The sequence below is a fragment of the Lederbergia graminis genome, assembly GCF_042655485.1.
GTDB classification, from domain to species: domain Bacteria; phylum Bacillota; class Bacilli; order Bacillales; family Bacillaceae_C; genus Lederbergia; species Lederbergia graminis.
This window is the reverse complement of sequence record NZ_JBHSMC010000018.1, coordinates 1-24,561: the sequence shown is the minus strand read 5'-3', so window position 1 is coordinate 24,561 and position 24,561 is coordinate 1. Positions and strand designations below refer to the sequence as shown.

The following is a 24,561-nucleotide window of genomic DNA, read 5'->3' as shown; positions in this document are numbered from 1 at the left end:
CAGAGGCTGGTCGAGCTTTCTTTCACTTCTCACTATAACTCTAAAATGAAAAATAGTGGGCAAAATCATCCGTCGATGACCTTACCCACTAATCTTAGTATGTTTATTTGCATCACAATTCATTTGTCCAAACCTATTTTTTATAAGCTCTTCGATTGTACAAAATTCCTTTATCGCCCGTAAATCCAACCAAATTCATTTTGCTGTTGCCACTTGTTTCGAACCTGCTTTGAAATGCTGGATTCGTCGATACATCCGCCCATTCCAATAAAAGAAGTAACTGACAGCACCACCGCGTTTCATGATTTTTTTCGCAAGCATTCGAACATCTTTTTGATCATTCACTTTATTATCCGACAAATAAACTCCAAGTAAGCCGCGATTGATTAATTTATGGAATTTCGTATCAGGTAAATATTTCGTATACCTATCAGCTTCATCCAAAAAGTGAATAAAACGCTGTAACATCTTTTCATCATTTGGATAATAAAAGCAAAAATTCAAATCTCCTCCCACTCGGTCTTCCTCTTGATCAATAAAATAATCAAGTAATATGTGCAAACCTTGTATATAAGGGAAATATCCATCACGAATCATCTTTGCATGTTCCGCAATAAAATCATCTCTCATTGCATAGGAAACAAGACAAAATATTCCAAGTGTTGATCCTGAACATGCGGAGAATTCGTACCACTCCATTTCAGGTAAATTCTCTTTATGCTGATTGAACCAATTTTTCAAACGTTCTTCTCGTTCATCTATATGAACATGCTTATGTACTTGTAAATCACAATAATACTCACAAAGTTCTAATAAAAACGATTTGATGTCATCATAATGCTCCATATCTGCTAAAACATTTTGACATGTTTGCATCAATTCCGTTAAATAACCACCATCATCTCGGTCATCACGATATCTATAATATTCTCTTGGTGGTGCACCAACTGTTAAAGCATCCATCATCGATTCATGTAAAGCAGAAAAATCATTTGGATCTAAAGATGTACTTCGATCACAAAGATTATCTAAATAATCACTAATCGTTTGATATGCAACAATGAATTTAATTGCTTTACTCGATTCATTTTGTGCAGTTAATGCCATAATAGATCCACCTTCACAATGGAAGGTTTTATCACGAATACTCGCTAATGCTTGGCTTTTTAATTCTTTATTTGGAATTGCCTCCGCCCGTTTTTTCCAATGTGCTAATTCTGCATGGGCTAATGGTATGATATGTTTATATACTTGTTTCATTAATGGGATAGGTCGTAATGGTAAACTCAATTATGTAGCAACCCCTTTTCAAATTAATCCGTACTTATTACTTCTATTTTACCATTTGAAATTATAACCACAAAGGGAGCCTATCTATTATTAATTACAAATAATTGACTTTTGCTTCATTTTCGACAGTTCTCATCCAATTTATTTTCTATTTGTTATAATAATTAGCAAATAGATGAAAGAAAGGAAGTTTCTTATGGCGATTTATCCTTTTAATGGAAAGACTCCTAAAATTGCTGATTCTGTATTTATTGCAGATCACACAACGATAACTGGTGATGTTGAAATAGGTGAAAATTCAAGTGTTTGGTTCAATAGTTCCATTCGGGGAGATGTTGCCCCAACAAAAATTGGTAGTAATGTAAACATTCAAGATAATTGTGTCTTACATCAAAGTCCAGGAAATCCACTTATAATTGAAGATAATGTAACGATTGGCCATTCTGTTATTTTACATAGTAGTATTATTCGCAAAAATGCACTGATTGGAATGGGTTCTATTATTTTAGATGGTGCTGAGATTGGAGAAGGTGCATTTATTGGAGCAGGTAGTCTTGTTCCACAGGGAAAGGTGATTCCAAAAAATACACTTGCTTTTGGACGACCTGCCAAAGTAATTCGTACATTAACTGGGGAAGATATTAAAGATATGGAACGCATATCAAGAGAATACGTAGAGAAAGCACAGTATTATAAAAGCTTACAGTAAAACGAATTTCTTCACTATAAGTTCAATCCTAAAGGACTTAATATCCAAAAGAGTTAGCCGATATAAAGGTTGAGAGGAAATACAATGGATTTAGGTGATTTTAAAATGGATACAATTCAACTGACAATCATCGTCAGCACTATCATCATCATTTTCCTGATATACACCCTATATAGAAGATATAAACTCTTATCAGCTATATTTTCGATGATTGCCATTTGCAGTATTGTGTTTAGTCTATTTATATACAAAAGTGAACTCATTTTCGCAACAGAATTGGAAGAAGGAAGAAGTAATGTCAATGTTCCTTTACAAAATATTGATGAACTTTCCTTTTTTTTAATAAAGGATAAGGTTTTAATCGATGCTCCACTCGTTAATCAACTCCCAGAATTACCACGTGGTTGTGAAGTAACGAGTCTTTCAATGCTCCTTGCCAGTGCAGGAGTTGAAGTTGACAAGATGAAACTTGCAGAAGAGGTTATTAAAGATCCAACACCTCGAACATTCGTAAACGGCAAAATCCATTTCGGTAACCCGTATAATGGATTTGTAGGAAATATGTATACATTTAAGGAGCCAGGACTTGGTGTATACCATGGGCCAATTATGAAATTAGCAGAGAATTATTTACCAGGGAGAATGATTGATTTAACTGGAAAAACTTTTGATGAATTAAGAATTCCACTCTCTGATGGCCGTCCTGTTTGGGTAATTATCAATGCACAATATCGTGAGTTAGAAGATTCTTACTTCCAAACATGGCACACACCTGATGGTGAAATTAAAATAACAATGAAAGAACATTCCGTATTAGTAACAGGATACGACGATAAATATGTATATTTTAACGATCCTCTAACAGGAGTTAAAAATAAAAAAGCACCCATAGCAGATTTCAAAAAAGCATGGGTGCAAATGGGCAGCCAAGCTATTACCTATTCGCATGAATAGGTATAGCGGCTGTTTTTTTATTTAGTGTGCTTGTACTCTAGAGTATTGTTGTTGGAAATCATATTGATCTTCTAAATATACTGCATGCCAAATCATAAAGACAAGAACTGTCCAGATTTTACGGCTATGATCTAGTTTTCCTTGGCAATGTTCCTCTAGTAAATTTAACACGTATTGTTTATTAATTAAATGATCTGTACCACTATTTCTAATAATCTCTTTCGCCCAATCATACATTTCATCCTTCAACCAATGTCTAATTGGTACTGGGAAGCCTAGTTTTTTACGATTTAAAACATGTTCTGGTATGATTCCTTCAGCAGCTTTTCTTAACACATATTTAGTAGTACCTTCAGCAGTCTTCAAGCTAGTTGGAATACGAGAAGCTACCTTAAATACTTCTTTGTCTAAGAAAGGTACACGAAGTTCAAGCGAATGAGCCATCGTCATCTTATCAGCTTTTAGTAAAATGTCACCGCGCATCCATGTATGGATATCAATGTACTGCATACGATCTACCGGATCATACCCTACAGTATCTGCATATAGCGGTTTTGTTACATCACGATAGTCGATACTAGGATTATATTGCTTTAATAGTTGTTTTTTCTCTTCTTCTGAGTACATTTTTGCATTTCCAATGTAGCGTTCCTCCATAGGAGTTAAACCACGTTCGATAAAGCTTTTTCCTTTTACGCCTTCCGGAAGTACTTTAGCAAGGCCACGAAGCAAACATTTACCAACATATGGAATTTTATTAAAAACCTCTAAAGATTGTGGTTCACGGTAGATGTTATATCCACCAAACAGCTCGTCCGCACCTTCACCAGAAAGTACTACTTTAACATGCTTACGTGCCTCACGTGCAACGAAGTATAGTGGCACACATGCTGGATCTGCTAACGGATCATCCATCACCCACATAATTTTAGGTAGCTCATTCATATATTCTTCAGGAGAAATTACGTAACTAATATTCTCTACACCAAGCTTATCAGCCGTCTCTTTAGCAACATCAATTTCACTAAAGCCATTGCGCTCAAAACCAACAGAGAATGTTTTTATATTTGGATGAAATTCTTTTGCGATTGATGCGATAATAGTTGAATCAATCCCACCTGATAGGAAAGAACCAACTGGTACATCACTTCTCATATGAAGCTTCACTGAATCGAACATTACATCCTTTATTTCTTTAATAAATTCAGACTCTGACTTATGAACCGGTTGGAAACTTGCTTTCCAATAGCGTTTAATTTCAATTGATTGACCTGGTTTTTTCACAAAATAATGTCCCGGCTCAAGCTTGTTAATTCCAGTTGTCATCGTTTCTGGCTCGGGTACAAATTGATATGTCATATATTGTTGCAATGCAGCTGAGTTTAAAGTACTTTCATCCATGGCAAGCAATATACTTTTTTTCTCGGATGCAAAAAATGTTCTATTCTCTTCTTCTTTATAAAAGAATGGTTTAATTCCAAATGGATCACGTGCACCGTATAATTCTTTGTTTTCCTTGTCCCAAATCATAAAAGCAAACATACCACGAAGTTTCGTCACTGCTTGCTCCTTCATTTGACTGTAAAGGGCGATAATAACTTCCGTATCAGAAGCAGTAGCGAACTGTACTCCCTGTGCTACTAATTCTTCTCTTAGTTCTACAAAGTTATAGATTTCTCCGTTAAAAATTATCCAATACCTTTCATTTTCAAATGAAAGAGGCTGTTTTCCACTTTCAATATCAATAATACTTAGACGTCGAAAACCGAATTGGATATGTTCATCACTGAAATATCCTTCATCATCCGGACCTCTATGAGTGATTACATTATTCATTTGCTTAAATAAAGGTTGACTAGGCTCGCGATTCTCCACTGCCAAATCATGAATGCAACCAATAAAACCGCACATCTATTTGTCACCTACTCTAATTAAATTCATATAAATTACTTGTAAAAATATGTTACATTATGTTACACATTAGTATATTTTATCATGCTTTAATTCAATTTGCAGTAAAACAATCATTTCAATCCTGTAACAATCACATGTGATGTTATTAGTATTCCTCAATAAACAAACGAAGCTGCCTGAAATTGGCAGCTTTGTTTGTTACTTTATTAATTTTAATGTTGTTTGAATCGCTTCAGCTTTATCTGTTCTTTCCCATGGTAAATCAATATCTGTTCTACCAAAATGACCATATGAAGCGGTTTGTTTATATATCGGACGACGTAAATCGAGCATACGAATGATGCCAGCAGGTCGCAAATCAAAGTTTTCTCTAATTGCAACAATTAACTTTTCTTCTGAAACCTTCCCTGTATCGAATGTATCAACAGAGATAGAAACTGGTTCTGCTACTCCAATTGCATATGCAAGTTGAACTTCACATTTATCTGCTAATCCGGAAGCAACGATATTTTTGGCCACATATCGTGCCGCATATGCAGCAGAGCGGTCCACTTTCGTTGGATCCTTACCAGAAAATGCTCCACCTCCGTGACGTGCATATCCTCCATAAGTATCAACGATAATCTTTCTTCCAGTTAGACCAGCATCCCCTTGTGGTCCGCCAACAACAAAACTACCTGTTGGATTAATGAAGAACTTTGTTTTATCATCGATCAAATGGTCCGGAACTACAGGAGCTATAATAAGCTCTTTCATATCTTGTGTAATTTTCTCCAGACTTACTTCTGGGTGGTGTTGTGTGGAAATAACAATGGTGTCCACTCTAACAGGATTGTCATTTTCATCATATTCAACCGTAACTTGTGTTTTACCATCTGGTCGTAAGTATGGGATTATTTCTTGTTTCCGTGCTTCTGTTAGTCTTCGAGAAAGCTTATGCGCAAGAGAAATTGGCATAGGCATTAATTCTGGTGTTTCATTACATGCATAACCAAACATTAGTCCTTGGTCACCAGCGCCAATCGCTTCAATTTCTTCTTCCGTCATTCTTCCTTCACGTGCTTCTAATGCTTGATTAACTCCTGCTGCAATTTCAGGAGATTGTTCATCAATCGATGTGATAACCGCACATGTAGCATAATCAAACCCATACTTTGCACGAGTGTAACCAATATCTTTTACCGTATCTCGAACAATTTTTGGAATATCAACATATGTGGTCGTACTAATTTCTCCCGCAACAAGCACTAGTCCTGTAGTGACTGATGTTTCACAAGCAACACGTGCATTTGGGTCTTTTGCAAGAATTTCATCCAGGATAGAATCAGATATTTGATCACAGATTTTATCTGGATGTCCTTCTGTAACAGATTCAGATGTAAATAGACGTCGATTTTTCGACACTACAGTTCCTCCTTTATTCGTGTATCTATCAAATGTTAACGGAACTCGATTTCCTCAAATGATGAAAAATATGAAAAAGACGCTAAATGTACATAATAAAAACCTTTCCTTTAACATGAGGAAAGGTTTATCCATTTTCCGAGCCTTTCACTCTTATCGTTCGAGGCAATACCTCGCAACAGGTTAGCACCTTGCTTTCGTATAAATAACAAAAGTAGGTTGCTGGGCTTCACAGGGCCTGTTCCCTCCACCATCTCAGGATAAGAGTATCCGTTCAATATAAAATCATAACGCAATGTGTCAGTTACTGTCAACTAGATCATATCATTAATTAATGGAATTTAATGACAATAACTCATACGTAATAATTGTTTTTTCGTTTTCCCATTCTAACTTTTTTATACATGCAGTTGCTTTTGCATCACTATCCATAAAGGAGCGAACTTCAATTGGAATATTTAAGGGGTACAATCTATAACCATTTTTTGTCAATAAAAATAAATTATCCTTCAATCTCTTTTCTTTACCTTTTGTGACAATCATTGTGTTTAACTCAAGTGGCATTCCCATTATTCCATTCCCCCTCTATTTTTTATCCTTCTCTTCTATTATATGTTATTTCCTTGATTTTTCATCCAATTGCATAAATTATGCACAATTTCACGATTTATATGAGGTGGAAAATAATGAGTCAAGTCAGAAAAATACCAAGTTTCCACTGTTTTATCTAATGATATCAATCTTTCTTCTAATCTTTTAGCATGTTCTACAGACACATTATCATCGCGCTCGCCATGGATGATTAGAACTGGAGGTTTTAGAGCTTCCAATTCATAAAGAGGTGTTCGATGTTGATATTTTTCTAAAGCTGTTTTTGGTGTACCTCCAATGACTCGTTTCATCATTCTTCGCATATCTTCTCGCTCAACATACGTTAATGCTACATCCGAAACTCCTCCCCACGTAACAACTGAAGCTGCTTGTGGAAATTGGATACCTGTAAATAACGCCATTATTCCACCGCGAGAAAATCCAAAGATATGTACTCGATTTTGCTTCACATTTGGATAATTACTTAATACTTCAAAACCTGTGAAAGCATCATTGCGATCATCACCACCAAAATCTTCATTCCCTTCGCCACCACGATTTCCACGATAAAATGGGGCAAAAACGATAAAGCCTTCTGATGCAAATTGTGCTATCCTTGCTGCACGAACCATTCCAACGTTTTTGATTCCTCCACGCAAATATAAAAAACCATCATATTCGCCCGCAGCCCTCGGCTCAGCAAGAAATCCTTTCACATGGTATCCATCAGATAAATAAGTAATTAAATATAAGCGAACCTTAGGATTCGGAGAAGGATATGGCTGTTTATCTACAATTAATGATTGATTCATTCCTTATCACCTTTATTCAATAATCCATGTTTTTCTATTGCTTCCAATGATAGTTCAACAATTTTATCTTTCATGATAAAGCTGTATTCACTATTTTTTAATTCGTTTTTTAAGTTATTTGATTTTATTATAGGACCACTTGTTTCTAAGTAATCTTTCTTACTCTCTAGTTTCTCGATATCAGCAAAGCAAATTGCTTTTACAAACGGACCATTTTTCTCATCATTTACATAGTATTCTCCAATATAATAAATATTTTTTACGATACCCCCTGTTTCTTCATATACTTCTCGGAATGCAGCATCTTCAACTGATTCCTTTTGTTCCAATTTACCACCAGGAAATTCTAGTCCCCGCTCTTTATGCTTAGTTAAAAGCCAATTGCCTTGATATCGAGATAGAACTAAAACATGCCAAGCTCGTAAAGGAAATGCATCTCTTTCAAAACACAACATCACCTTATTCCCATTTATATCAAAGAACTCTATCATCCATATTCCCCCTACTATCGTAACTCAACATTATGCTTTCTATTTCGTGAAAAAATGCCTGTCTGCACTTCTAGGACTTTATACGCTTTTTCTTCTCTTTTGAATCCTTTATGATAAATAAATCGTATATAAGTGAAAAGAGCAAATAGTTAACATTTTGCTAATTTTTTTTGGGGAGCTGAATCATTTGAGGAAATTATGGTGTGGAACTCTTATTATTCTGATTATGTCATTATTAGTAGCGTGCGGGCAAACAGCTACACCTACTAAATCAAAAGATGGGAAAAGTGGTAGCAGTACTACAGAAAATATAAGTGATTTGACATTATCTGAAGTACTTGAAAAATCAACAGAAGCAAATAAGAATTTAAAAAGCTTTTCTACAAAAATGGACTTAAATTATAAGATGAATGTTAAAAATATCACTATGGATACAAAATCCAAATTGGACATGAAAATTATTTTGGATCCAATAAACGTTCATCAAAAAATGGAATACTTTATGACATTAGGTGAACAAAAACAAGAACAAAGTGTTGTTATGGATATGTATTTAACAGAAGACGGATTCTTTATGTTTGAACCAACGCAAGAATTATGGATGAAACTACCGATTGACTTAAAAGACCAATTTCTTGAATTAGAAAATAGTCAAACAAATCCAGCTGATCAATTGGAAGAATTAAAGAATTTTGAAGAAGATTTTACATTTGAACAAGATAACGAAAATTTCATATTAACGTTAAAAGCAGAAGGGGAAAAATTTGAAGAGTTTTTAAAAGAAACTGCTATAAGTTCGATGCCAGAGGATATGCAAATTGACGCCAGTCTTGCTGACTTCATGACATTTAATAACGTGGAATATGAAATTTACATTGATAAAGAAACATTCTTTACTTCCAAATTAAATATTATGATGGATATTGAAGCAGATCTTGAAGGTGAAAAAATGAATATTGTACAAGAAATTACTTCTAGCTATGCTGATTTTAATGCGATAGATAGCATAGAAGTTCCTCAAGAAGCTTTGGATAATGCAAAAGAGATAGATAATAACTAAAATATGAAAAGCCGGAGAAGGTTTTATCTCTATATGAGATTAAAACCGAAACTCGGGCTTTTTCTTTTTTCATTCACTCGTAAAATTCTGCAATATTCCCATACCTTCAATATGGGATCTTGCTTCCTCATCCCCTAGTTGATGAATCATTTCATATATTTTCACTAAATTTCCATCATATCGATCATTTGGAGCATCGTTATGGTATTCTTGAATAGGGGTCATAGCACGAATAGTTTCATCACTTCTATTATCAATGTTTGCATTAAAGAGGCGACGTAACTGCTTAATTTCACTCTGTGTTGCTTCAATTTTAAATTGCCACGGCGACGCATTTGGTACAGTCAGAATTTCTCCGGGACCAATGGATATATAATATGTTTGCTTATTGTCATCCACAATTTCTCAACCTCCTATTTCTCTCAGTCAATTAATTATTGTTATATTACCGCTTCAGAGAAAATTTATTCCTAAGCAACTAGGAATAAATTAAACGCATTTGTTCGTCATAATTGGGGTATAAGAAAACAGACATGATAGAAGAAAGAGGTGACACACTTGAAACTAGTCGATGAAATATTTGAAATGTACCGTAACAAATTGACAGAAGATGAAGAAGACCTAGATATGGTTACCTTTGCAGTATTAGAAAATTTTGATCGCAAAGAGCTATTAGAACTTATCGAAGAAATGGATGATCACGAACTACAATATTTTGTTCGCCTTTATTTACTAGAATCACTTAAAGGTAAATTCGCCCAAGTAGACGAAAACTACCAGTACGAATCCAAAAACCTTCATTAGGATACATAGAAATCGCAAGGACTGTTTTAAGGGAGACCGGAAAATGTACTTCAACAAAGTAGTCCCCTTTCAAAATTCCATGGGTTAAGATTATTTAAGCCCGAGCCCCTGCCGCCTGGAAAGTGAGAGGACCTGTTTATCGATGAGGGTAGTTGAAAGAGTGTGACGTTGACATTTACACAAAAATAACCTGATTCAAGTAAGGTGCAGTTTACCTTTTTTGAATCAGGTTATTTGCGTTTATGAATTTTTTTAGTGGGCACGATGACGAGTTTAGCGTGACCACTTCGATCAAATTTCCCTCCAACTGGGCACGATCAACGCTCCATTATTACCTCTTCGCTCAAATTTTCATCCAACCGGGCACGATGAACGCTCCAATGTGACCTCTTCGATCAAATTTTCATTCAACCAGGCATGATGACTCCTCCAACGTGACCGATCCTTTCAATTTCCCCTTCAACCGGGCACGATCAACCCTCAAGCGTGACCACTTCATTCCATTTTTCCTTCAAACGGGCACGATGACGCCTCCAACGTGACCACTTCAATCAAATTTTCATCCAACCGGGCATGATGAACACTCCAGCGTGACCACTTCATTCCATTTTTCCTCCAACTGGGCACGATCAACGCTCCATTGTTACCACTTCAATCAATTTCCCTTCCAACCGGGAACGTTGACGCATCCAACGTGACCACTCCTTTCAATTCTTCCTTCAACCGGGCACGATGAACACTCCAATGTGACCTCTTCAATCAAATTTTCATCCAACCGGTCACGATCAACGCTCCATTGTGACCTCTTCGCTCAAATTTTCATCCAACCGGGCATGATGACGCCTTCAACGTGACCACTTCGATCAAATTTTCATTCAACCAGGCATGATGACTCCTCCAACGTGACCGATCCTTTCAATTCTCCCTTCAACTGGGCATGATGAACACGCAAGTAGCAAATCAATAATTCATGAAATTAAAATAGCCTCCAACTTTTAAAGTTGGAAGCCTTGATTATTTATACTTTATTTTGATACAAATGCGTTTAGCATCCATACGTGTTTTTCAAGTGGCTTGTAAATGCCAAGTAGTATATCTGCGGTTGTATCGTCTTCTGATTCAATGGCGGTACTAATTGCATCTTTTGATTCATCAATGATCGTATTAAAGTCGTTTACAATTGCTTGTACCATTTTATTCGTATCTTCATTACCCTTTGCCTCTTTAATAGTGGCTTTTTCAAGAGATTCTTTCAATGTTCCAAGTGGTTTCCCTTCTAATTGTAAAATACGTTCCGCTAATTCATCTAAATTTTCTGCTGCTTCATTATATAATTCTTCAAATTTTTCATGTAAGGTGAAAAAATGTGGACCTTTCACAAACCAATGGAAATTATGTAGTTTTGTATATAATACCGTCCAGTTAGCTACTTGTTGATTCAAACTGTCTACTAATTTATTTGTATCTGCCATTGTTATCCCTCCTGTTATTCCTTACCCTAGTTAAGATTCCTTTAAACATATGCTATCTTTCCCAATTCGAGTTGAATTATGCTAAAATAAAGTACACTGTTTACACGAAGGAAGCGAAGGTACATTGAAGTATATTTTTTTAATGATGATTCGAATATATCAAAAAGTAATTTCACCATTGAAGCCTCCTACTTGCCGCTTCTATCCTACTTGTTCGCAGTATGGCAAAGTGGCTATAACAAGATTTGGAGCCTTACGTGGCGGATGGCTAACGATAAAAAGAATAGGTAAATGTCACCCTTTCCATCCGGGTGGGTTTGATCCTGTTCCAGAAAGTGATAATAAAAAATAGCTTACTAGTTGATTTTTTAGTTAAAATCCAGTAAGCTATTTTTTGGGTTTTAAATCGGAATCATTCCTATTATGCAATTGGAGGATTTATATGACGAAAATAAAATTATTTTTTTCCATCGCGATGATATTTGCTTTACTCGTCGGATGTAGTGATACAGGTAAGAAAGAAGATGGACAGATTAATGTCTATACTACAGTGTTCCCAATTCAATATTTTACAGAGCAAATTGGCGGAGAATTCGTAGATGTAACATCTGTTTATCCTCCTGGTACAGATGAACACACTTATGATCCATCACAAAAGGATATGATGGCTATTGCCGATTCTGATTTGTTTTTATATATTGGCTACGGACTAGAAGCTTTTGCAAAAAAAGCAGAGAAAACATTAAAAAATGAGGATGTAACTTTTATAGCAATTGGAGAAAAAATAGATCTGCATTCTAGCCATGATGAAGAGGTTGAACACTCGGAAGAAGATCATGATGAACATGAAGGCCATCATCATGGTGATATTGATCCCCATGTTTGGTTAGATCCAATTTATGCGAAGCAATTAGCTCATGAAATTTTTGATGCTTTATCGAAGGAAGCTCCGGAACATGCGGAACAGTTTCAAACGAACTTGGACGAATTAACAAAACAATTAGATCAATTACATCAAGATTTTAAAAGTGTGGTCGAAAACGCTAAACGAAAGAAATTTCTAGTTGCCCATGCAGCCTATGGATATTGGGAATCACGTTTTGACTTAGAACAAATTTCAATAGCAGGAATCTCATCCACGGAAGAACCTTCACAGCGAAAGCTAACGAATATTGTAGATACGATTAAAACTGAAGATATTCCATATATTCTTTTTGAGCAAAATATAAATTCGAAACTGGCAGAAATCGTGCAGGCAGAAACAAACATAGATAAACTTTATATTCATAATTTAGCAGTATTAACGGAGAAAGAGATCGCAAATGAAGAAACATATTTTACATTAATGGAGAAAAATATAGAAGTATTAGAAAAAGCATTAAATTAACAGGGAAGAGTGACTACCTCTTCCCTGCTTTATATTCCTCATGTAATATAGTCACTTGATTAATTCTCTTTTTATTAATAGAAAATCCTAAGCCTGGACTTTTTGGTGTAGCGATCTCACCATTATGTACCTCAATCATTGGGTCAATAATATCTTCATGCCAATAATGATTGGAAGAGGATAAATCCCCTGGGAGTGTAAAGCCTGGTAACGAAGCTAAAGCGATATTATGAGCACGAGAAATTCCAAATTCTATCATACCACCACACCATACATCGATGTTATTAGCTACACATATATCATGAATTTTCTTCGCATTCGTAAGTCCCCCTACACGACCTACTTTAATATTCATTACCTTACAGCTTCCTAGTTGAATTGCGCTGTAAGCATCATGGTAATTTGTAATACTCTCATCGAGACATATCGGTGTATTCATTTGCTTTTGCAAAACTGCATGATCCACAATATCATTTACTGCAAGAGGCTGTTCAATCATCAACAAATCAAAGTCATCAAGTGCCTTTAATTTGTCGATATCGTTTAATGTATAAGCGGAATTTGCATCTGCCATCAATGATATATGTGGAAATCTACTTCTAATTCCTTGGATAAACTGGTAATCATTTTTGGGGTTAATTTTTACTTTAATCCGTTTATAGCCTTGTGAGCTTAATTGTTCTGTTTGCTTCAAGGCATCCTCCAGATTATTTGTTGCAACAACGGCGCCTGCTAGTACAGATGTTCTTACACCACCAATATACTCTGCAAGGGGGATATTTTCTCGTTTTGCAAACACATCCCATATTGCAGTCTCCATACCTGCTTTCGCCATCTCATTTTTTCTAATAGATTGAAAGAGAGCTGTAACATCTTCTGGTTGTTTAATCGGGTTTTTAAAAATAATCGGTATTAAATAATCTTTCAGCATATGTAGTGCCGTCTTAATAGTCTCCTCTGTGTACCATGGGGAGGAGAAAGCAACACACTCTCCATAGCCACATAAACCATCCTCATCCATCACTTCTATGACAATAGCCTGCCTAGTAGATACAGTTCCTAAATGAGTAATGAATGGTTTTTTTAATGGCATTTCAATAACCGTTAGATTCACTTGTTTTATGTGTATCATGAAATATCACCATCTACTAGTAATTGTGGTAACTTTCGTCTTTGTAATTTATTTGCACCGTTGCGTGGCAATTCTTCTACTTGTATAATCTTCTTTGGTACTTTGTAAGACGCTAATCTTTCTTGACAGAATTGAATAAGTTCTGATGAAGTTACTTGTTTATCCGCTACAATAAAGGCATATGGAACTTGTCCCCATTCACTATCCTCTATTCCAGTAACTCCAGCTTCCAATACCCCATCGTATTCCATCAATGTGGCTTCAATTTCAGCGGGATATATATTTTCACCGCCAGAAATAATTAAATCAGAACGACGATCTAACACATATAAGAAACCTTCATCATCTATGTATCCTACATCACCTGAAGAAAACCATCCATGTTGAAATGCTTTTTCATTAACATCAGGAAGATTAAAATATCCTTGGGTTACATTAGGACCTTTTAACATTATTTCCCCTGCCTCGAAAGGTGCAGCAATTTCACCATTATTCATAATCTTAATTTGGGCAGGAAATAATGGTTTACCTGCAGAACCTAACTTTTCCATACTATCCTCTGGTGCGAGTGTGACAATTTGCGAGCATGATTCCGTCATTCCATATGTTTGGAAAACAGGTATCCCTTTTTCCTTACATTTTTGTAATATCGGGTATGGAGCAGGTCCACCACCTAACAACATACAACGGAAATTTTCATGATATACGTTGTCTCCAAGTTCATTTAGCATGCGACTAAGCATATTGGAGACAGAAGACATGATAGTGATATTACCTGAAATTAGCATGTTATTTGCTATAACTGGATTAAATTTCTCCATTAGATAAACTGGAATACCATAGATGACACTTCTCATTAAAATGGAAAAACCACTTATATGGTAAAGAGGAAGCGAACATAACCAAGCATCATTTGAGTGTAATCCAAGATTTAAAGAAGACCCGATTGCACTCCACCAGTGATTACCATATGTTTGAATGACACCCTTTGGTTTACCAGTTGTCCCAGATGTATACATAATCGAACAAACATCATGTAATATAAAATTCTCTCTAATCTGAAAGGTTGTAGATTTCATTCCTAGTATATCTTCACTTGTATAAAAAGGAATATTTGTAAAGCGATGAAGTTCTTCAGCCGTTTGTCTAAAATCACAATCATATAAAAGAATTGTTGCTTTACTGTCTTTCACTTGATAATGTAATTCAGCAACGGTTAATCGATTATTTAAAAAAACAATTTCTATTCCTAGTTGTTGTAAAGCATGAAGGACCCAAACTGTATCTGGATGATTCTTCATGAGAACAGCAACTTTTGTATCAGTACTAGTAATAATGGAATGAAGTCGTGAAGAATAATCATTTACAATTTCCAACATATCATGGAATGTCCAAGTTTGTTCGTTAAATACAAGCCCTATTCGTTGAGGCGTTAAGAAAGCTCTTTGTTGGAGCCAATTTGGTATTAATTCAACCACTTATAAACACTCCTAACGGAAATAAATGCCTGATGTGAAGTCCACCAGGCATTTCTCAGTTTCATATATGCATCCATGTAAATCAAGGGAAACGAGGGAATTGCCCAAAATCAGGTTTACGTTTCTCTTTAAATGAATCTCTACCTTCTTTTGCCTCATCGGTCGTGTAGTAAAGAAGCGTAGCATCTCCTGCAAGTTGTTGTAGACCTGCAAGACCGTCCGTATCCGCATTAAATGCTGCTTTAAGGAAACGAAGAGCTGTTGGGCTCTTTTCTAGCATTTCTTCACACCACTTAACTGTTTCTTCTTCTAATTGCTCAAGTGGTACTACTGTGTTTACTAAGCCCATATCAAGTGCTTCTTGTGCATTGTACTGACGGCATAAGAACCAAATTTCTTTTGCTTTCTTATGTCCGACAATACGTGCTAAATATCCAGCACCGTAACCGGCATCAAAACTACCTACTTTAGGTCCAGTTTGTCCAAAAATTGCATTATCAGCAGCAATCGTTAAATCACATACAACGTGAAGTACATGTCCACCACCAATTGCATATCCAGCCACCATTGCTACGACAGGCTTTGGTATAACACGAATTAAACGTTGTAAATCTAGTACATTCAAGCGTGGTATGTTATCGTCTCCCACATAACCACCATGACCTCGTACTTTTTGATCTCCTCCAGAACAGAATGCTTTCCCGCCTGCTCCTGTTAAAATGATCGCACCAATTGATTCATCATCACGAGCATAAGCAAATGCATCAATCATTTCACTAACTGTTCTTGGTGTAAATGCGTTATGTACTTCTGGGCGATTAATTGTGATCTTTGCGATTCCATTATACGTTTCATATAAGATATCTTCATATTCTCTTTCAGATCTCCATTGAATGGCCATTATTAACCCTCCTTTTTTATATTTAACAAAAAGTTCTTTACTATTGTATCAAACTTTCCCGGATCCTCCACGTGAATTGCATGTCCTAGACCAGAAAATTCGACTAAATTTGCATGCGGAATCAATTCTTTCATCCGTTGAGCAAGCACACAATATTTCTCATCTAATTCCCCACACATTAATAGTACAGGCATAGTAAGCTGATCAAGTTTATCCCACCATGAAGGTTGTACCCCTGTACCCATTCCCCTCAAACTATTCAAAAGACCAGTTGGATTATTCTTTAATCGTTGATTCCGTATTCTATTACGGATTTCTATTGATAATAATTGTTGGGATTCGAATAAAGGAATACGTTCCCAGTAATCAACAAACTTCTCAATACCCTCGTCATGTATCATCTTACATAACTTTTCATCCTGTATAATTCTATTTTTTCTCTCTACTTTTGTTTCTAACCCCGGAGAGCTACTCTCCAATAGAAGGGAGCGAACACGATTTGGATGTTTCATTGCAAAACTTAACGCAAGCCTCCCACCCATAGAATAACCTAAAATATGGGCTTGTTTGATGGATAACTGATCTAAAATTGTTGCAATATCTTCAGCAACATTATTCATACTGTATCTTTTACTATCAAGTGGTGATTCTGTTTTACCATGACCTATAATATCTATAGTTATTTTTTGGAAAGCTCCACCTAGATGAATATTATCCCATGTAGAACTATCGCCTGTAAAACCGTGTAATAAGACTATTGGCTCACCTTCACCAGATACTTGATAAAAATAATCAATACCATTAATTTTTTGTAACATTATTGTACATCCTGTAAAAAAGATTGTATTTCCCGGGAAACTAGGTCCCATAAAGCCTTATGAGCACGATGATTTTTATCGCGATTTGTCGGAACTTCAATCACGTTCAAACCTTCATGACTCAAAGCTTCCTGTATTGCAATTGCATACCCTTGCCAATCCAGGACTTTCGTATAGTGTCCATGATACATCTTCACTGCATGCTCATAATTTAATCCAGTAGGTGTCCCAAATAAAACTTCAAAATGCTTTTCCTCTGCTGACTGAGGCAAGTAAGAGAATATGCCACCACCATCATTATTTAACACAATTATGGTGATATTTAATTTGTGGAGCTTTGCAAGTAATAATCCATTTAAATCATGAAAAAATGATAAATCTCCTATTACTAGAAACATTGGTCTCTTATAAATAGAAGCACCTAAAGCAGTAGATACAACTCCGTCTATTCCATTGGCACCTCTATTTGCCATGATGCATATATCTTTTTCATTCTTATGAAAAAACGTATCAAAATCTCTAATTGGCATACTATTCCCTACAAAAACAGTACTTTGCATAGGAAGCAAATTAATTAATTCATATACAGCCTTGCCTTCCTCTAGCTCCGATTCTAATTTCATTTGTGATGAAATAATATCTTTCGTACGATTATCTAACTCCATCCACATATCTTGCCACTTTGATTCTTTCGGCGAAGGTAGCAAATTTGTAATTTGATCACAAAAACTAACTTCATTACTATAAATCATCATAGTACTTGTGTTTTGAGGATCTCGCCATCCCTCACCACTGTCGATAATATATTGGGGAATATTATCATATTTCTTTATATATAACGAAAGGGGTTTGGATACTGGAGAACCGCCAAAGCGGATAATTAACTCTGGTTTTAGTTGCTCCATTTCTAGTGTAGCCTTTAGAATTGCATCATAACTATCAATGACGAAGTTCTCTACTTGCTGGCTACTTCTTACTTGAGATAGTGGGTCAGCTAAAATTGGGAATCCCAACTTTTTAGCTAAATTCTGCACAGCTTGCGGAAATCCTTGTTCATCGATTTGACCGCAAATGATTATTCCCTTTTCTACCTTTTGCCACGCATCGACGATTTTTTTCGCAGACTTATTAGATATTTGTAAACTTCCGGCTTCAACCATACGTGAAGTTGGTTCTTCCTGAAACGGGTAAGGTTCCAGTTGGGGGATTAAAGGTTCTCGTAATGGAAAATTAAGATGAACCGGCCCCTTCATTAAGCTAGTCGCCTCTTTTACTGCTCTAATTGCAGCAGTTTTAGCATATTTAACGGCTGATACACTTTCCTCTGGTAACGCCATCTCGGAAAACCATCTTACATGGTTTCCATATAGGTGCAGTTGGTCGATTGCTTGTGGTGCACCTACATCCCTTAATTCATGGGGGCGATCAGCAGTTAAAACAATTAATGGGACTCTTGATAAATTTGCCTCCACAACGGCAGGAAAAAAGTTCGCTGCTGCTGTTCCAGATGTACATAGCAACACGACTGGTTTGTTCGAAGATTTCGCAAGTCCAAGTGCGAAAAATGCTGCTGAACGTTCATCAATATTAATATACGTTTGCAACTCACGATGCTCAGCGAATAAAAGTGCTAAAGGAGTTGACCTAGACCCTGGGCTAATGACAACATCCTTTACCCCAGATTGTACTAAACCTGTAATAAAAGCTACTAAATACTGTGTAAGTGCTTCTATATGCTGTTTCATTATAGTTTTCCCCCAATTGCTTTTAACATTGGTCTAAATTTTATTCTTGTTTCTATTAATTCATCATTTGATTTTGAATCGGAAACTAATCCACAGCCGGCATATAAATAAGATTCTTTTCCTTTCAGTAATCCGGATCTTATTCCAACAATAAACTCACCATTACCTAAATAATCAGTCCAGCCAATTGGACTTGCATAGAAGCCACGATCCATATTTTCGTTCTCTCGAATTAATTCCATAGCCGGTTTTGTTGGAACTCCACCTAAAGCTGGAGTTGGATGTAATTCCTGTACCATATCTAGTATAGAACTATTTCTCCATGTTTTCCCAACTACTGGTGTATATAAATGCTGTACATCTGGTGTTTTCATTAATATCGGCTGTTCCGGGATAGTAAGTTGATGACAAAATTGTCTTAATGCATCTTCTATCATCGACACAACGAGTTCATGCTCAAATAAATTCTTTGGATCATGTAACAAAGCTTCACCAAGTCGCTTATCTTCATCTAGATTAGTACTTCTGCCGATAGAACCTGCCAAGCATGTTGATAAAATATGATCATTTATTTTTTTTACTAATCTTTCAGGTGATGCACCAATAAAACAGCTTTCTCCATTTTCAATTGAAAAAACAAAGCTAGATGGCTGTTGATGGAGTAACTGTTGTAATACATAGGTAGAGGAAATATTGTTTTCAAACTCAACCTTCATTTTTCTAGCTAATACAACCTTTTGCTGCTCTGAAGAATTAATCATTTGTACAATTCTTTCAACAGCTTGTACCCATTCATGTACCGCTAGCTCCTTACTTGATTTGATAGAAGGAACTTTTTCATATTGCACATAGTTTTTAGCGTTCTGCAATTTATATAGAATGTCATCTGTTTCTTTCATCAATTCTTCATCTGAACAATTATCATGAATATAATTGACCGTTAAATAATAGTCTTTGTCATTGATAACCGTCATCATATATTTTGGTAAATAAAATAAGGAATCACCAAATGGTTCCCATTCGCTTTCTTTTATACTTTCCGAATCAAAGCAAAAACCACCAAATATTAATGGACCTGTTCCTGGTGATTGAGAATTATTTATTATTTTTGCATCATTAATAACTGTGTTCCACTTCTCTTGAATATCTTCATATCTGTTTCCTTCATTAAAGCTTGATATGGATGTTGCAATTCCTAATCCGATAATTTTCATATCATTATCAGAAGTTTTCCAATAAAATCTTTCACCTTTGTAGAGGTTCTCTTCAAATTGGTAAAATGCCTTCGGATCACAAGCATCGATTTTCTTTGTATAGCTATACAGTTTCCAATTATTCCGATACCATAAGTCTTTAGAGTAATTGGTGGATGATAATAATTCTGTCAATATAATCTCTCCTAAAATGCCACGCTTTTATCTCTACATTACTCCTATATTATATATGAATATGTGTGTTTAATGTAGCAATCGTACTTGAGGAAATAAATTCCGACATTTTTTCCGTTTTTTTGCATTGACACATTTACATACATTACCTAAACTTTAAAGGATGGTGTTGTTTTATAATACCTTTATTTATTAAAACTATAGAAATTATTCATTATATTAAGGGAGAGAAATGTAATGAACGTACAAACAAATTCTACTTTGCAAGTAGATAAAGGTTGGCGTATTTGGTGGAATCTAACTCGTCCACATACTTTAACTGCTTCTTTCGTTCCTGTTCTACTTGGAACGGTAATTGCTGCTGATAGTACAAACATTCACATTCCATTATTTATTGCCATGCTATTGGCTAGTTTGTTAATACAAGCTGCAACAAATATGTTCAATGAATATTTTGATTATAAAAGAGGTCTTGATAATGAAAAATCTGTAGGTATTGGTGGAGCTATTGTGAGAAATGGTGTAAAACCAAGTACAGTTTTAAATCTGGGTTTTACTTTTTTCGGGATTGCAATTTTGCTCGGTGCCTATATTTCACTAACATCTAGTTTATGGATAGCTGTTATCGGATTTATTTGCATGCTAGTGGGATATTTTTATACAGGTGGTCCAAAACCAATTGCCTATACACCTTTTGGTGAACTATCTTCCGGGTTTTTTATGGGTGTTGTAATTATACAAATTTCCTATTTCATCCAAACAGGATATATTTCAAGTATAAGCATTCTTATCTCTATCCCAGTCTCGATATTAATAGGATGTATCATGCTTTCAAATAACATACGTGACCTCGACGGAGATAAAAAAAGTGGACGGAAAACAATTGCAATACTACTAGGAAGAAGTTATGCAATTGCTCTATTAGCAATTTTGTTTATAATTTCCTACATTTGGATTATTGCGTTAGTTATTTTTACAGATATTTCACCGTGGTTATTAGTTGCATGTGTAAGTGCTCCAATGCCAATTAAAGCAGTAAGAGGCTTTATTGGAAAATCGGACCCTCTACAAATGATGCCTGCAATGGTAGCGACAGCTAAAACAAATACAATATTTGGATTCCTTATGTCTGTTGGAATTATGATTGGATATTATTTATAAATACTTTCTTGAAAAAACAACTCATGTTATCAAAACATGAGTTGTTTTTGTATGTATACCAAAATTTAATATAAAGGTTTTACATATAACAATTTAGGTAATGTAAATACTACTTATGATTGAATTGAAAAGGATGTGTCTGCATGATATCTGATCAACAATTATCGCAATTAAAAAAAGAGTTATATGAACAAAAAAAACAACTTACAATCACTGATGATGATGAGAGTTTTCAAAATAGAAGTGCACGTGAGAATATAGGTGAATTATCATTATATGACAATCATCCAGCAGATGTAGGTACCGCATTTTATGAAAGAGAAAAAGATATGGCATTATCAATTCATGCTCAAGATGAATTAGGTAAAGTGGAACATGCATTAGAGGCAATAGAGAAAGGCTCATATGGCCAATGTGAAGTATGCGGGACAGATATCCCTTTTGAACGCTTAGAAGCTGTACCTGCCACAACATTTTGCAAAGAACACTCTCCTGACCAACGTATTCCTGGAGACCGGCCAGTAGAAGAAGAAATAATTATTCCAGCTACAGATAATTCATTTACAGCTCGGCATGATAGTCCAAACGAACATTATGATGATAGTTTTGAAGAGGTTGCACGCTTCGGCACATCTGAAACACCTTCTGATTTTGTAGGTGACCACGATGATTATAATGAATTATATCAAGACGAAAGTAAAGATGGAACACAAGAAGAGTATGAAACATTTAGTGTTACTGATATAAGTGGAAAATATAGGAGTACGATACAATCTGACGAACAAGTGGAATACAAGGAAATGTTAGATGAAGCAGGAATGGACTCTCCTATTGGTGATATACCTTATCATGAAAAAGATAGTTATGTAAACGATAAGGAAGATGAGGATAAATAAATTCAGATAAAAAAAGAAAGCTTTCATAATTGAAAGCTTTCTTTTTAATGATGACCCCTACGGGATTCGAACCCGTGTTACCGCCGTGAAAGGGCGGTGTCTTAACCGCTTGACCAAGGGGCCTTTTTCTAAAATTAAATATGGCGGAGAAGGAGGGATTTGAACCCTCGCGCCGCTTACGCGACCTACACCCTTAGCAGGGGCGCCTCTTCAGCCTCTTGAGTACTTCCCCATTTAAATAGAAACTCCGCAGGTAGGATTCGAACCTACGACCGATCGGTTAACAGCCGATAGCTCTACCACTGAGCTACTGCGGAATGGTGGGCCTAAGTGGACTCGAACCACCGACCTCACGCTTATCAGGCGTGCGCTCTAACCAGCTGAGCTATAGGCCCTTTAAAATGTAATTGGAGCGGGTGAAGGGAATCGAACCCTCATCATCAGCTTGGAAGGCTGAGGTTTTACCACTAAACTACACCCGCACTATATAATTTTATATGGGGCGACTAATGGGAATCGAACCCATGATGCCGGAGCCACAATCCGGTGCGTTAACCACTTCGCCATAGCCGCCATTATTAGCTCTGCATCGTATTTAATTTAATGGTGGCTCAGGACGGAATCGAACCGCCGACACAAGGATTTTCAGTCCTTTGCTCTACCGACTGAGCTACTGAGCCAACATATGTAAAAAATAATGGCGGTCCGGACGGGACTCGAACCCGCGACCTCCTGCGTGACAGGCAGGCATTCTAACCAACTGAACTACCGGACCAAATTGCGGGGGCAGGATTTGAACCTGCGACCTTCGGGTTATGAGCCCGACGAGCTACCGGACTGCTCCACCCCGCGACGATAAAATATATTAATATGGAGGAGGTAGAGGGATTCGAACCCCCGCGGGATTTGACTCCCCTGTCGGTTTTCAAGACCGATCCCTTCAGCCAGACTTGGGTATACCTCCGAATGAATATATGGTGGACCTTGTAGGACTCGAACCTACGACCGGACGGTTATGAGCCGTCTGCTCTAACCAGCTGAGCTAAAGGTCCTTTTTATATGGTAGCGGCGGAGGGGATCGAACCCACGACCTCACGGGTATGAACCGTACGCTCTAGCCAGCTGAGCTACGCCGCCCCTATAAGAAGATTAAAATAATATTGGTGGAGCCTAGCGGGATCGAACCGCTGACCTCCTGCGTGCAAGGCAGGCGCTCTCCCAGCTGAGCTAAGGCCCCAATATGATTGAAAATGGTCGGGAAGACAGGATTCGAACCTGCGACCCCTTGGTCCCAAACCAAGTGCTCTACCAAGCTGAGCTACTTCCCGGTTAATAAACTGATAGATTTATATGGCGCGCCCGAAAGGAGTCGAACCCATAACCTTCTGATCCGTAGTCAGACGCTCTATCCAATTGAGCTACGGGCGCTATTCTTAATGCCGAGGACCGGAATCGAACCGGTACGGTAGTCACCTACCGCAGGATTTTAAGTCCTGTGCGTCTGCCAGTTCCGCCACCCCGGCATATTTTGGAGCGGAAGACGGGATTCGAACCCGCGACCCCCACCTTGGCAAGGTGGTGTTCTACCACTGAACTACTTCCGCGTATTAAAGTGCGGGTGAAGGGAGTCGAACCCCCACGCCTTACGGCACTAGATCCTAAGTCTAGCGTGTCTGCCAGTTCCACCACACCCGCAAAATGGTGAGCCATGAAGGATTCGAACCTTCGACCCTCTGATTAAAAGTCAGATGCTCTACCGACTGAGCTAATGGCTCGTCCAAATGGTGCCGGCCAGAGGACTTGAACCCCCAACCTACTGATTACAAGTCAGTTGCTCTACCAATTGAGCTAGGCCGGCATATGGTGGAGGATGACGGGATCGAACCGCCGACCCTCTGCTTGTAAGGCAGATGCTCTCCCAGCTGAGCTAATCCTCCATGTGCGTAATTAATATATCGATATATTAATTTGAGACAAATTATAACGACATACTTTATTATAATATTTTTTTTGAATTTGTAAAGAGAAATTTTTCATTCTCTCAAAACCAGATAATATAGAGAAGATATAAACCTTGAAACAATCTATTTGATTAAGTCCTCGATCGATTAGTATCCGTCAGCTCCATGTGTCGCCACACTTCCACACCGGACC

22 protein-coding genes, 21 tRNA genes and 1 riboswitch are annotated in these 24,561 nt (G+C 36.8%); of the genes, 8 read left to right on the top strand and 35 right to left on the bottom strand.

The genetic code is table 11. From position 1 onward, the window contains the following. Positions 1-195: 195 nt before the first annotated feature. Positions 196-1,290: a tetraprenyl-beta-curcumene synthase family protein gene (locus ACFPM4_RS14025; RefSeq protein WP_382352893.1), complete on the bottom strand. Its 1,095-nt coding sequence runs from the start codon at positions 1,288-1,290 to the stop codon at positions 196-198. 196 nt (positions 1,291-1,486) lie between these two features. Between ACFPM4_RS14025 and ACFPM4_RS14020 the strand changes: the two genes are divergently transcribed. After that, entirely contained in the window at positions 1,487-1,999 is a 513-nt protein-coding gene (locus ACFPM4_RS14020) for a gamma carbonic anhydrase (RefSeq protein WP_144921190.1), read from the top strand. Between the two features lie 105 nt (positions 2,000-2,104). Continuing rightward, positions 2,105-2,953: a C39 family peptidase gene (locus ACFPM4_RS14015; protein ID WP_144921192.1), complete on the top strand. Its 849-nt coding sequence runs from the start codon at positions 2,105-2,107 to the stop codon at positions 2,951-2,953. A gap of 21 nt (positions 2,954-2,974) precedes the next feature. On the opposite strand, the gene asnB is transcribed toward ACFPM4_RS14015, so the two are convergent. From asnB to ytkD, 5 genes are all read right to left on the bottom strand, one after another. Beyond that, positions 2,975-4,864, bottom strand: coding sequence for an asparagine synthase (glutamine-hydrolyzing) (asnB, locus tag ACFPM4_RS14010; RefSeq protein ID WP_382352890.1), 1,890 nt, complete (start codon positions 4,862-4,864; stop codon positions 2,975-2,977). 201 nt (positions 4,865-5,065) lie between these two features. Beyond that, positions 5,066-6,271, bottom strand: a complete 1,206-nt coding sequence (gene metK, locus ACFPM4_RS14005) for a methionine adenosyltransferase (protein ID WP_382352887.1) — start codon at positions 6,269-6,271, stop codon at positions 5,066-5,068. Between the two features lie 150 nt (positions 6,272-6,421). Continuing rightward, a riboswitch (SAM riboswitch) is annotated at positions 6,422-6,538 on the bottom strand. A gap of 60 nt (positions 6,539-6,598) precedes the next feature. Next, the gene (locus ACFPM4_RS14000) at positions 6,599-6,841 is read right to left on the bottom strand and encodes a DUF2584 domain-containing protein (protein WP_144921199.1); all 243 of its coding nucleotides are present in this window, start codon (positions 6,839-6,841) and stop codon (positions 6,599-6,601) included. Positions 6,842-6,879: 38 nt separating this feature from the next. Further along, positions 6,880-7,674: an alpha/beta hydrolase family protein gene (locus ACFPM4_RS13995; RefSeq protein WP_144921201.1), complete on the bottom strand. Its 795-nt coding sequence runs from the start codon at positions 7,672-7,674 to the stop codon at positions 6,880-6,882. Further along, a complete protein-coding gene (gene ytkD / locus ACFPM4_RS13990; protein WP_382352883.1) occupies positions 7,671-8,165 on the bottom strand; it encodes an RNA deprotection pyrophosphohydrolase in 495 nt (164 codons plus the stop codon). The genes ACFPM4_RS13995 and ytkD overlap by 4 nt, the downstream gene beginning before the upstream one ends. Before the next feature lie 187 nt (positions 8,166-8,352). Between ytkD and ACFPM4_RS13985 the strand changes: the two genes are divergently transcribed. Then, entirely contained in the window at positions 8,353-9,225 is an 873-nt protein-coding gene (locus ACFPM4_RS13985; protein ID WP_382352879.1) for a DUF6612 family protein, read from the top strand. Positions 9,226-9,294: 69 nt separating this feature from the next. Here the strand turns inward: ACFPM4_RS13985 and ACFPM4_RS13980 are convergent, their stop codons facing one another. After that, positions 9,295-9,624 carry a hydrolase gene (locus tag ACFPM4_RS13980; protein WP_382352877.1) on the bottom strand — a complete coding sequence of 110 codons (330 nt, stop codon included), beginning with the start codon at positions 9,622-9,624 and terminating at the stop codon, positions 9,295-9,297. Positions 9,625-9,783: 159 nt separating this feature from the next. Between ACFPM4_RS13980 and ACFPM4_RS13975 the strand changes: the two genes are divergently transcribed. Beyond that, positions 9,784-10,029 (top strand): DUF6154 family protein, encoded by a 246-nt coding sequence (locus ACFPM4_RS13975; RefSeq protein WP_144921209.1) that lies wholly within the window; start codon positions 9,784-9,786, stop codon positions 10,027-10,029. A gap of 1,025 nt (positions 10,030-11,054) precedes the next feature. Here ACFPM4_RS13975 and ACFPM4_RS13970 read toward each other — a convergent pair. Continuing rightward, on the bottom strand, positions 11,055-11,501 hold the full coding sequence (locus ACFPM4_RS13970; RefSeq protein WP_144921211.1) for a Dps family protein: 447 nt from the start codon (positions 11,499-11,501) through the stop codon (positions 11,055-11,057). Positions 11,502-11,625: 124 nt separating this feature from the next. Between ACFPM4_RS13970 and yidD the strand changes: the two genes are divergently transcribed. Together yidD and ACFPM4_RS13960 are read left to right on the top strand one after the other, a co-directional pair. Further along, complete coding sequence (yidD, locus tag ACFPM4_RS13965; RefSeq protein ID WP_382352872.1) at positions 11,626-11,853, top strand: membrane protein insertion efficiency factor YidD; 228 nt, start codon at positions 11,626-11,628, stop codon at positions 11,851-11,853. A gap of 90 nt (positions 11,854-11,943) precedes the next feature. Then, a complete protein-coding gene (locus ACFPM4_RS13960; RefSeq protein ID WP_382352869.1) occupies positions 11,944-12,888 on the top strand; it encodes a metal ABC transporter solute-binding protein, Zn/Mn family in 945 nt (314 codons plus the stop codon). 13 nt (positions 12,889-12,901) lie between these two features. Here the strand turns inward: ACFPM4_RS13960 and menC are convergent, their stop codons facing one another. The 6 genes from menC to ACFPM4_RS13930 all read right to left on the bottom strand — a co-directional run bounded on the left by menC (position 12,902) and on the right by ACFPM4_RS13930 (position 20,350). Next, positions 12,902-14,020, bottom strand: a complete 1,119-nt coding sequence (menC, locus tag ACFPM4_RS13955) for an o-succinylbenzoate synthase (RefSeq protein WP_382352866.1) — start codon at positions 14,018-14,020, stop codon at positions 12,902-12,904. After that, the gene (locus ACFPM4_RS13950; protein WP_382352863.1) at positions 14,017-15,498 is read right to left on the bottom strand and encodes an o-succinylbenzoate--CoA ligase; all 1,482 of its coding nucleotides are present in this window, start codon (positions 15,496-15,498) and stop codon (positions 14,017-14,019) included. The genes menC and ACFPM4_RS13950 overlap by 4 nt, the downstream gene beginning before the upstream one ends. Before the next feature lie 82 nt (positions 15,499-15,580). Further along, entirely contained in the window at positions 15,581-16,399 is an 819-nt protein-coding gene (menB, locus tag ACFPM4_RS13945) for a 1,4-dihydroxy-2-naphthoyl-CoA synthase (RefSeq protein ID WP_382352860.1), read from the bottom strand. A gap of 2 nt (positions 16,400-16,401) precedes the next feature. Beyond that, positions 16,402-17,217, bottom strand: a complete 816-nt coding sequence (menH, locus tag ACFPM4_RS13940; protein ID WP_382352857.1) for a 2-succinyl-6-hydroxy-2,4-cyclohexadiene-1-carboxylate synthase — start codon at positions 17,215-17,217, stop codon at positions 16,402-16,404. Then, complete coding sequence (menD, locus tag ACFPM4_RS13935; RefSeq protein WP_382352854.1) at positions 17,217-18,962, bottom strand: 2-succinyl-5-enolpyruvyl-6-hydroxy-3-cyclohexene-1-carboxylic-acid synthase; 1,746 nt, start codon at positions 18,960-18,962, stop codon at positions 17,217-17,219. The genes menH and menD overlap by 1 nt, the downstream gene beginning before the upstream one ends. Next, complete coding sequence (locus tag ACFPM4_RS13930) at positions 18,962-20,350, bottom strand: isochorismate synthase (protein WP_382352851.1); 1,389 nt, start codon at positions 20,348-20,350, stop codon at positions 18,962-18,964. The genes menD and ACFPM4_RS13930 overlap by 1 nt, the downstream gene beginning before the upstream one ends. A 237-nt stretch (positions 20,351-20,587) precedes the next feature. On the opposite strand from ACFPM4_RS13930, the gene ACFPM4_RS13925 reads away from it, so the two are divergent. Next, positions 20,588-21,511 carry a 1,4-dihydroxy-2-naphthoate polyprenyltransferase gene (locus ACFPM4_RS13925; RefSeq protein ID WP_382352848.1) on the top strand — a complete coding sequence of 308 codons (924 nt, stop codon included), beginning with the start codon at positions 20,588-20,590 and terminating at the stop codon, positions 21,509-21,511. A gap of 143 nt (positions 21,512-21,654) precedes the next feature. Continuing rightward, the gene (locus ACFPM4_RS13920) at positions 21,655-22,407 is read left to right on the top strand and encodes a TraR/DksA C4-type zinc finger protein (RefSeq protein ID WP_382352845.1); all 753 of its coding nucleotides are present in this window, start codon (positions 21,655-21,657) and stop codon (positions 22,405-22,407) included. 51 nt (positions 22,408-22,458) lie between these two features. On the opposite strand, the gene ACFPM4_RS13915 is transcribed toward ACFPM4_RS13920, so the two are convergent. From ACFPM4_RS13915 to ACFPM4_RS13815, 21 genes are all read right to left on the bottom strand, one after another. Next, positions 22,459-22,530 (bottom strand) — tRNA-Glu (locus ACFPM4_RS13915). An 18-nt stretch (positions 22,531-22,548) separates the two neighbouring features. Next, positions 22,549-22,639, bottom strand: a tRNA-Ser gene (locus tag ACFPM4_RS13910). A gap of 13 nt (positions 22,640-22,652) precedes the next feature. Beyond that, positions 22,653-22,724 (bottom strand) — tRNA-Asn (locus ACFPM4_RS13905). A gap of 1 nt (position 22,725) precedes the next feature. Further along, positions 22,726-22,802, bottom strand: a tRNA-Ile gene (locus tag ACFPM4_RS13900). Between the two features lie 13 nt (positions 22,803-22,815). Continuing rightward, positions 22,816-22,889, bottom strand: a tRNA-Gly gene (locus ACFPM4_RS13895). A 16-nt stretch (positions 22,890-22,905) separates the two neighbouring features. Beyond that, a tRNA-His gene (locus tag ACFPM4_RS13890) sits at positions 22,906-22,980 on the bottom strand. Positions 22,981-23,011: 31 nt separating this feature from the next. After that, a tRNA-Phe gene (locus ACFPM4_RS13885) sits at positions 23,012-23,087 on the bottom strand. A gap of 18 nt (positions 23,088-23,105) precedes the next feature. Continuing rightward, a tRNA-Asp gene (locus ACFPM4_RS13880) sits at positions 23,106-23,182 on the bottom strand. Between the two features lie 3 nt (positions 23,183-23,185). Next, positions 23,186-23,259 (bottom strand) — tRNA-Met (locus ACFPM4_RS13875). A 19-nt stretch (positions 23,260-23,278) separates the two neighbouring features. Beyond that, positions 23,279-23,371: transfer RNA gene (locus ACFPM4_RS13870), tRNA-Ser, on the bottom strand. An 11-nt stretch (positions 23,372-23,382) separates the two neighbouring features. Beyond that, positions 23,383-23,459 (bottom strand) — tRNA-Ile (locus tag ACFPM4_RS13865). Between the two features lie 8 nt (positions 23,460-23,467). Next, positions 23,468-23,544: transfer RNA gene (locus ACFPM4_RS13860), tRNA-Met, on the bottom strand. 24 nt (positions 23,545-23,568) lie between these two features. Beyond that, positions 23,569-23,644: transfer RNA gene (locus ACFPM4_RS13855), tRNA-Ala, on the bottom strand. A gap of 14 nt (positions 23,645-23,658) precedes the next feature. Continuing rightward, positions 23,659-23,735 (bottom strand) — tRNA-Pro (locus ACFPM4_RS13850). Positions 23,736-23,758: 23 nt separating this feature from the next. Next, positions 23,759-23,835, bottom strand: a tRNA-Arg gene (locus ACFPM4_RS13845). A 9-nt stretch (positions 23,836-23,844) separates the two neighbouring features. Beyond that, positions 23,845-23,930: transfer RNA gene (locus ACFPM4_RS13840), tRNA-Leu, on the bottom strand. A 6-nt stretch (positions 23,931-23,936) separates the two neighbouring features. Then, a tRNA-Gly gene (locus ACFPM4_RS13835) sits at positions 23,937-24,011 on the bottom strand. A 9-nt stretch (positions 24,012-24,020) separates the two neighbouring features. Continuing rightward, positions 24,021-24,102: transfer RNA gene (locus ACFPM4_RS13830), tRNA-Leu, on the bottom strand. 4 nt (positions 24,103-24,106) lie between these two features. Beyond that, positions 24,107-24,182: transfer RNA gene (locus ACFPM4_RS13825), tRNA-Lys, on the bottom strand. Between the two features lie 7 nt (positions 24,183-24,189). Further along, positions 24,190-24,265 (bottom strand) — tRNA-Thr (locus tag ACFPM4_RS13820). A 3-nt stretch (positions 24,266-24,268) separates the two neighbouring features. Continuing rightward, positions 24,269-24,344 (bottom strand) — tRNA-Val (locus tag ACFPM4_RS13815). Positions 24,345-24,561 lie beyond the last annotated feature (217 nt).

What these genes read in the sequence shown, in the direction of transcription:
- ACFPM4_RS14020 (WP_144921190.1), top strand. Translation starts at nt 1,487, where the DNA reads ATGGCGATTTATCCTTTTAATGGAAAGACTCCTAAAATTGCTGATTCT.
- ACFPM4_RS14015 (WP_144921192.1), top strand. Translation starts at nt 2,105, where the DNA reads ATGGATACAATTCAACTGACAATCATCGTCAGCACTATCATCATCATT.
- asnB (WP_382352890.1), bottom strand. Translation starts at nt 4,864, where the DNA reads ATGTGCGGTTTTATTGGTTGCATTCATGATTTGGCAGTGGAGAATCGC.
- ACFPM4_RS14000 (WP_144921199.1), bottom strand. Translation starts at nt 6,841, where the DNA reads ATGGGAATGCCACTTGAGTTAAACACAATGATTGTCACAAAAGGTAAA.
- ACFPM4_RS13995 (WP_144921201.1), bottom strand. Translation starts at nt 7,674, where the DNA reads ATGAATCAATCATTAATTGTAGATAAACAGCCATATCCTTCTCCGAAT.
- ytkD (WP_382352883.1), bottom strand. Translation starts at nt 8,165, where the DNA reads ATGATAGAGTTCTTTGATATAAATGGGAATAAGGTGATGTTGTGTTTT.
- ACFPM4_RS13970 (WP_144921211.1), bottom strand. Translation starts at nt 11,501, where the DNA reads ATGGCAGATACAAATAAATTAGTAGACAGTTTGAATCAACAAGTAGCT.
- ACFPM4_RS13960 (WP_382352869.1), top strand. Translation starts at nt 11,944, where the DNA reads ATGACGAAAATAAAATTATTTTTTTCCATCGCGATGATATTTGCTTTA.
- menC (WP_382352866.1), bottom strand. Translation starts at nt 14,020, where the DNA reads ATGATACACATAAAACAAGTGAATCTAACGGTTATTGAAATGCCATTA.
- menB (WP_382352860.1), bottom strand. Translation starts at nt 16,399, where the DNA reads ATGGCCATTCAATGGAGATCTGAAAGAGAATATGAAGATATCTTATAT.
- menH (WP_382352857.1), bottom strand. Translation starts at nt 17,217, where the DNA reads ATGTTACAAAAAATTAATGGTATTGATTATTTTTATCAAGTATCTGGT.
- menD (WP_382352854.1), bottom strand. Translation starts at nt 18,962, where the DNA reads ATGAAACAGCATATAGAAGCACTTACACAGTATTTAGTAGCTTTTATT.
- ACFPM4_RS13925 (WP_382352848.1), top strand. Translation starts at nt 20,588, where the DNA reads ATGAACGTACAAACAAATTCTACTTTGCAAGTAGATAAAGGTTGGCGT.
- ACFPM4_RS13920 (WP_382352845.1), top strand. Translation starts at nt 21,655, where the DNA reads ATGATATCTGATCAACAATTATCGCAATTAAAAAAAGAGTTATATGAA.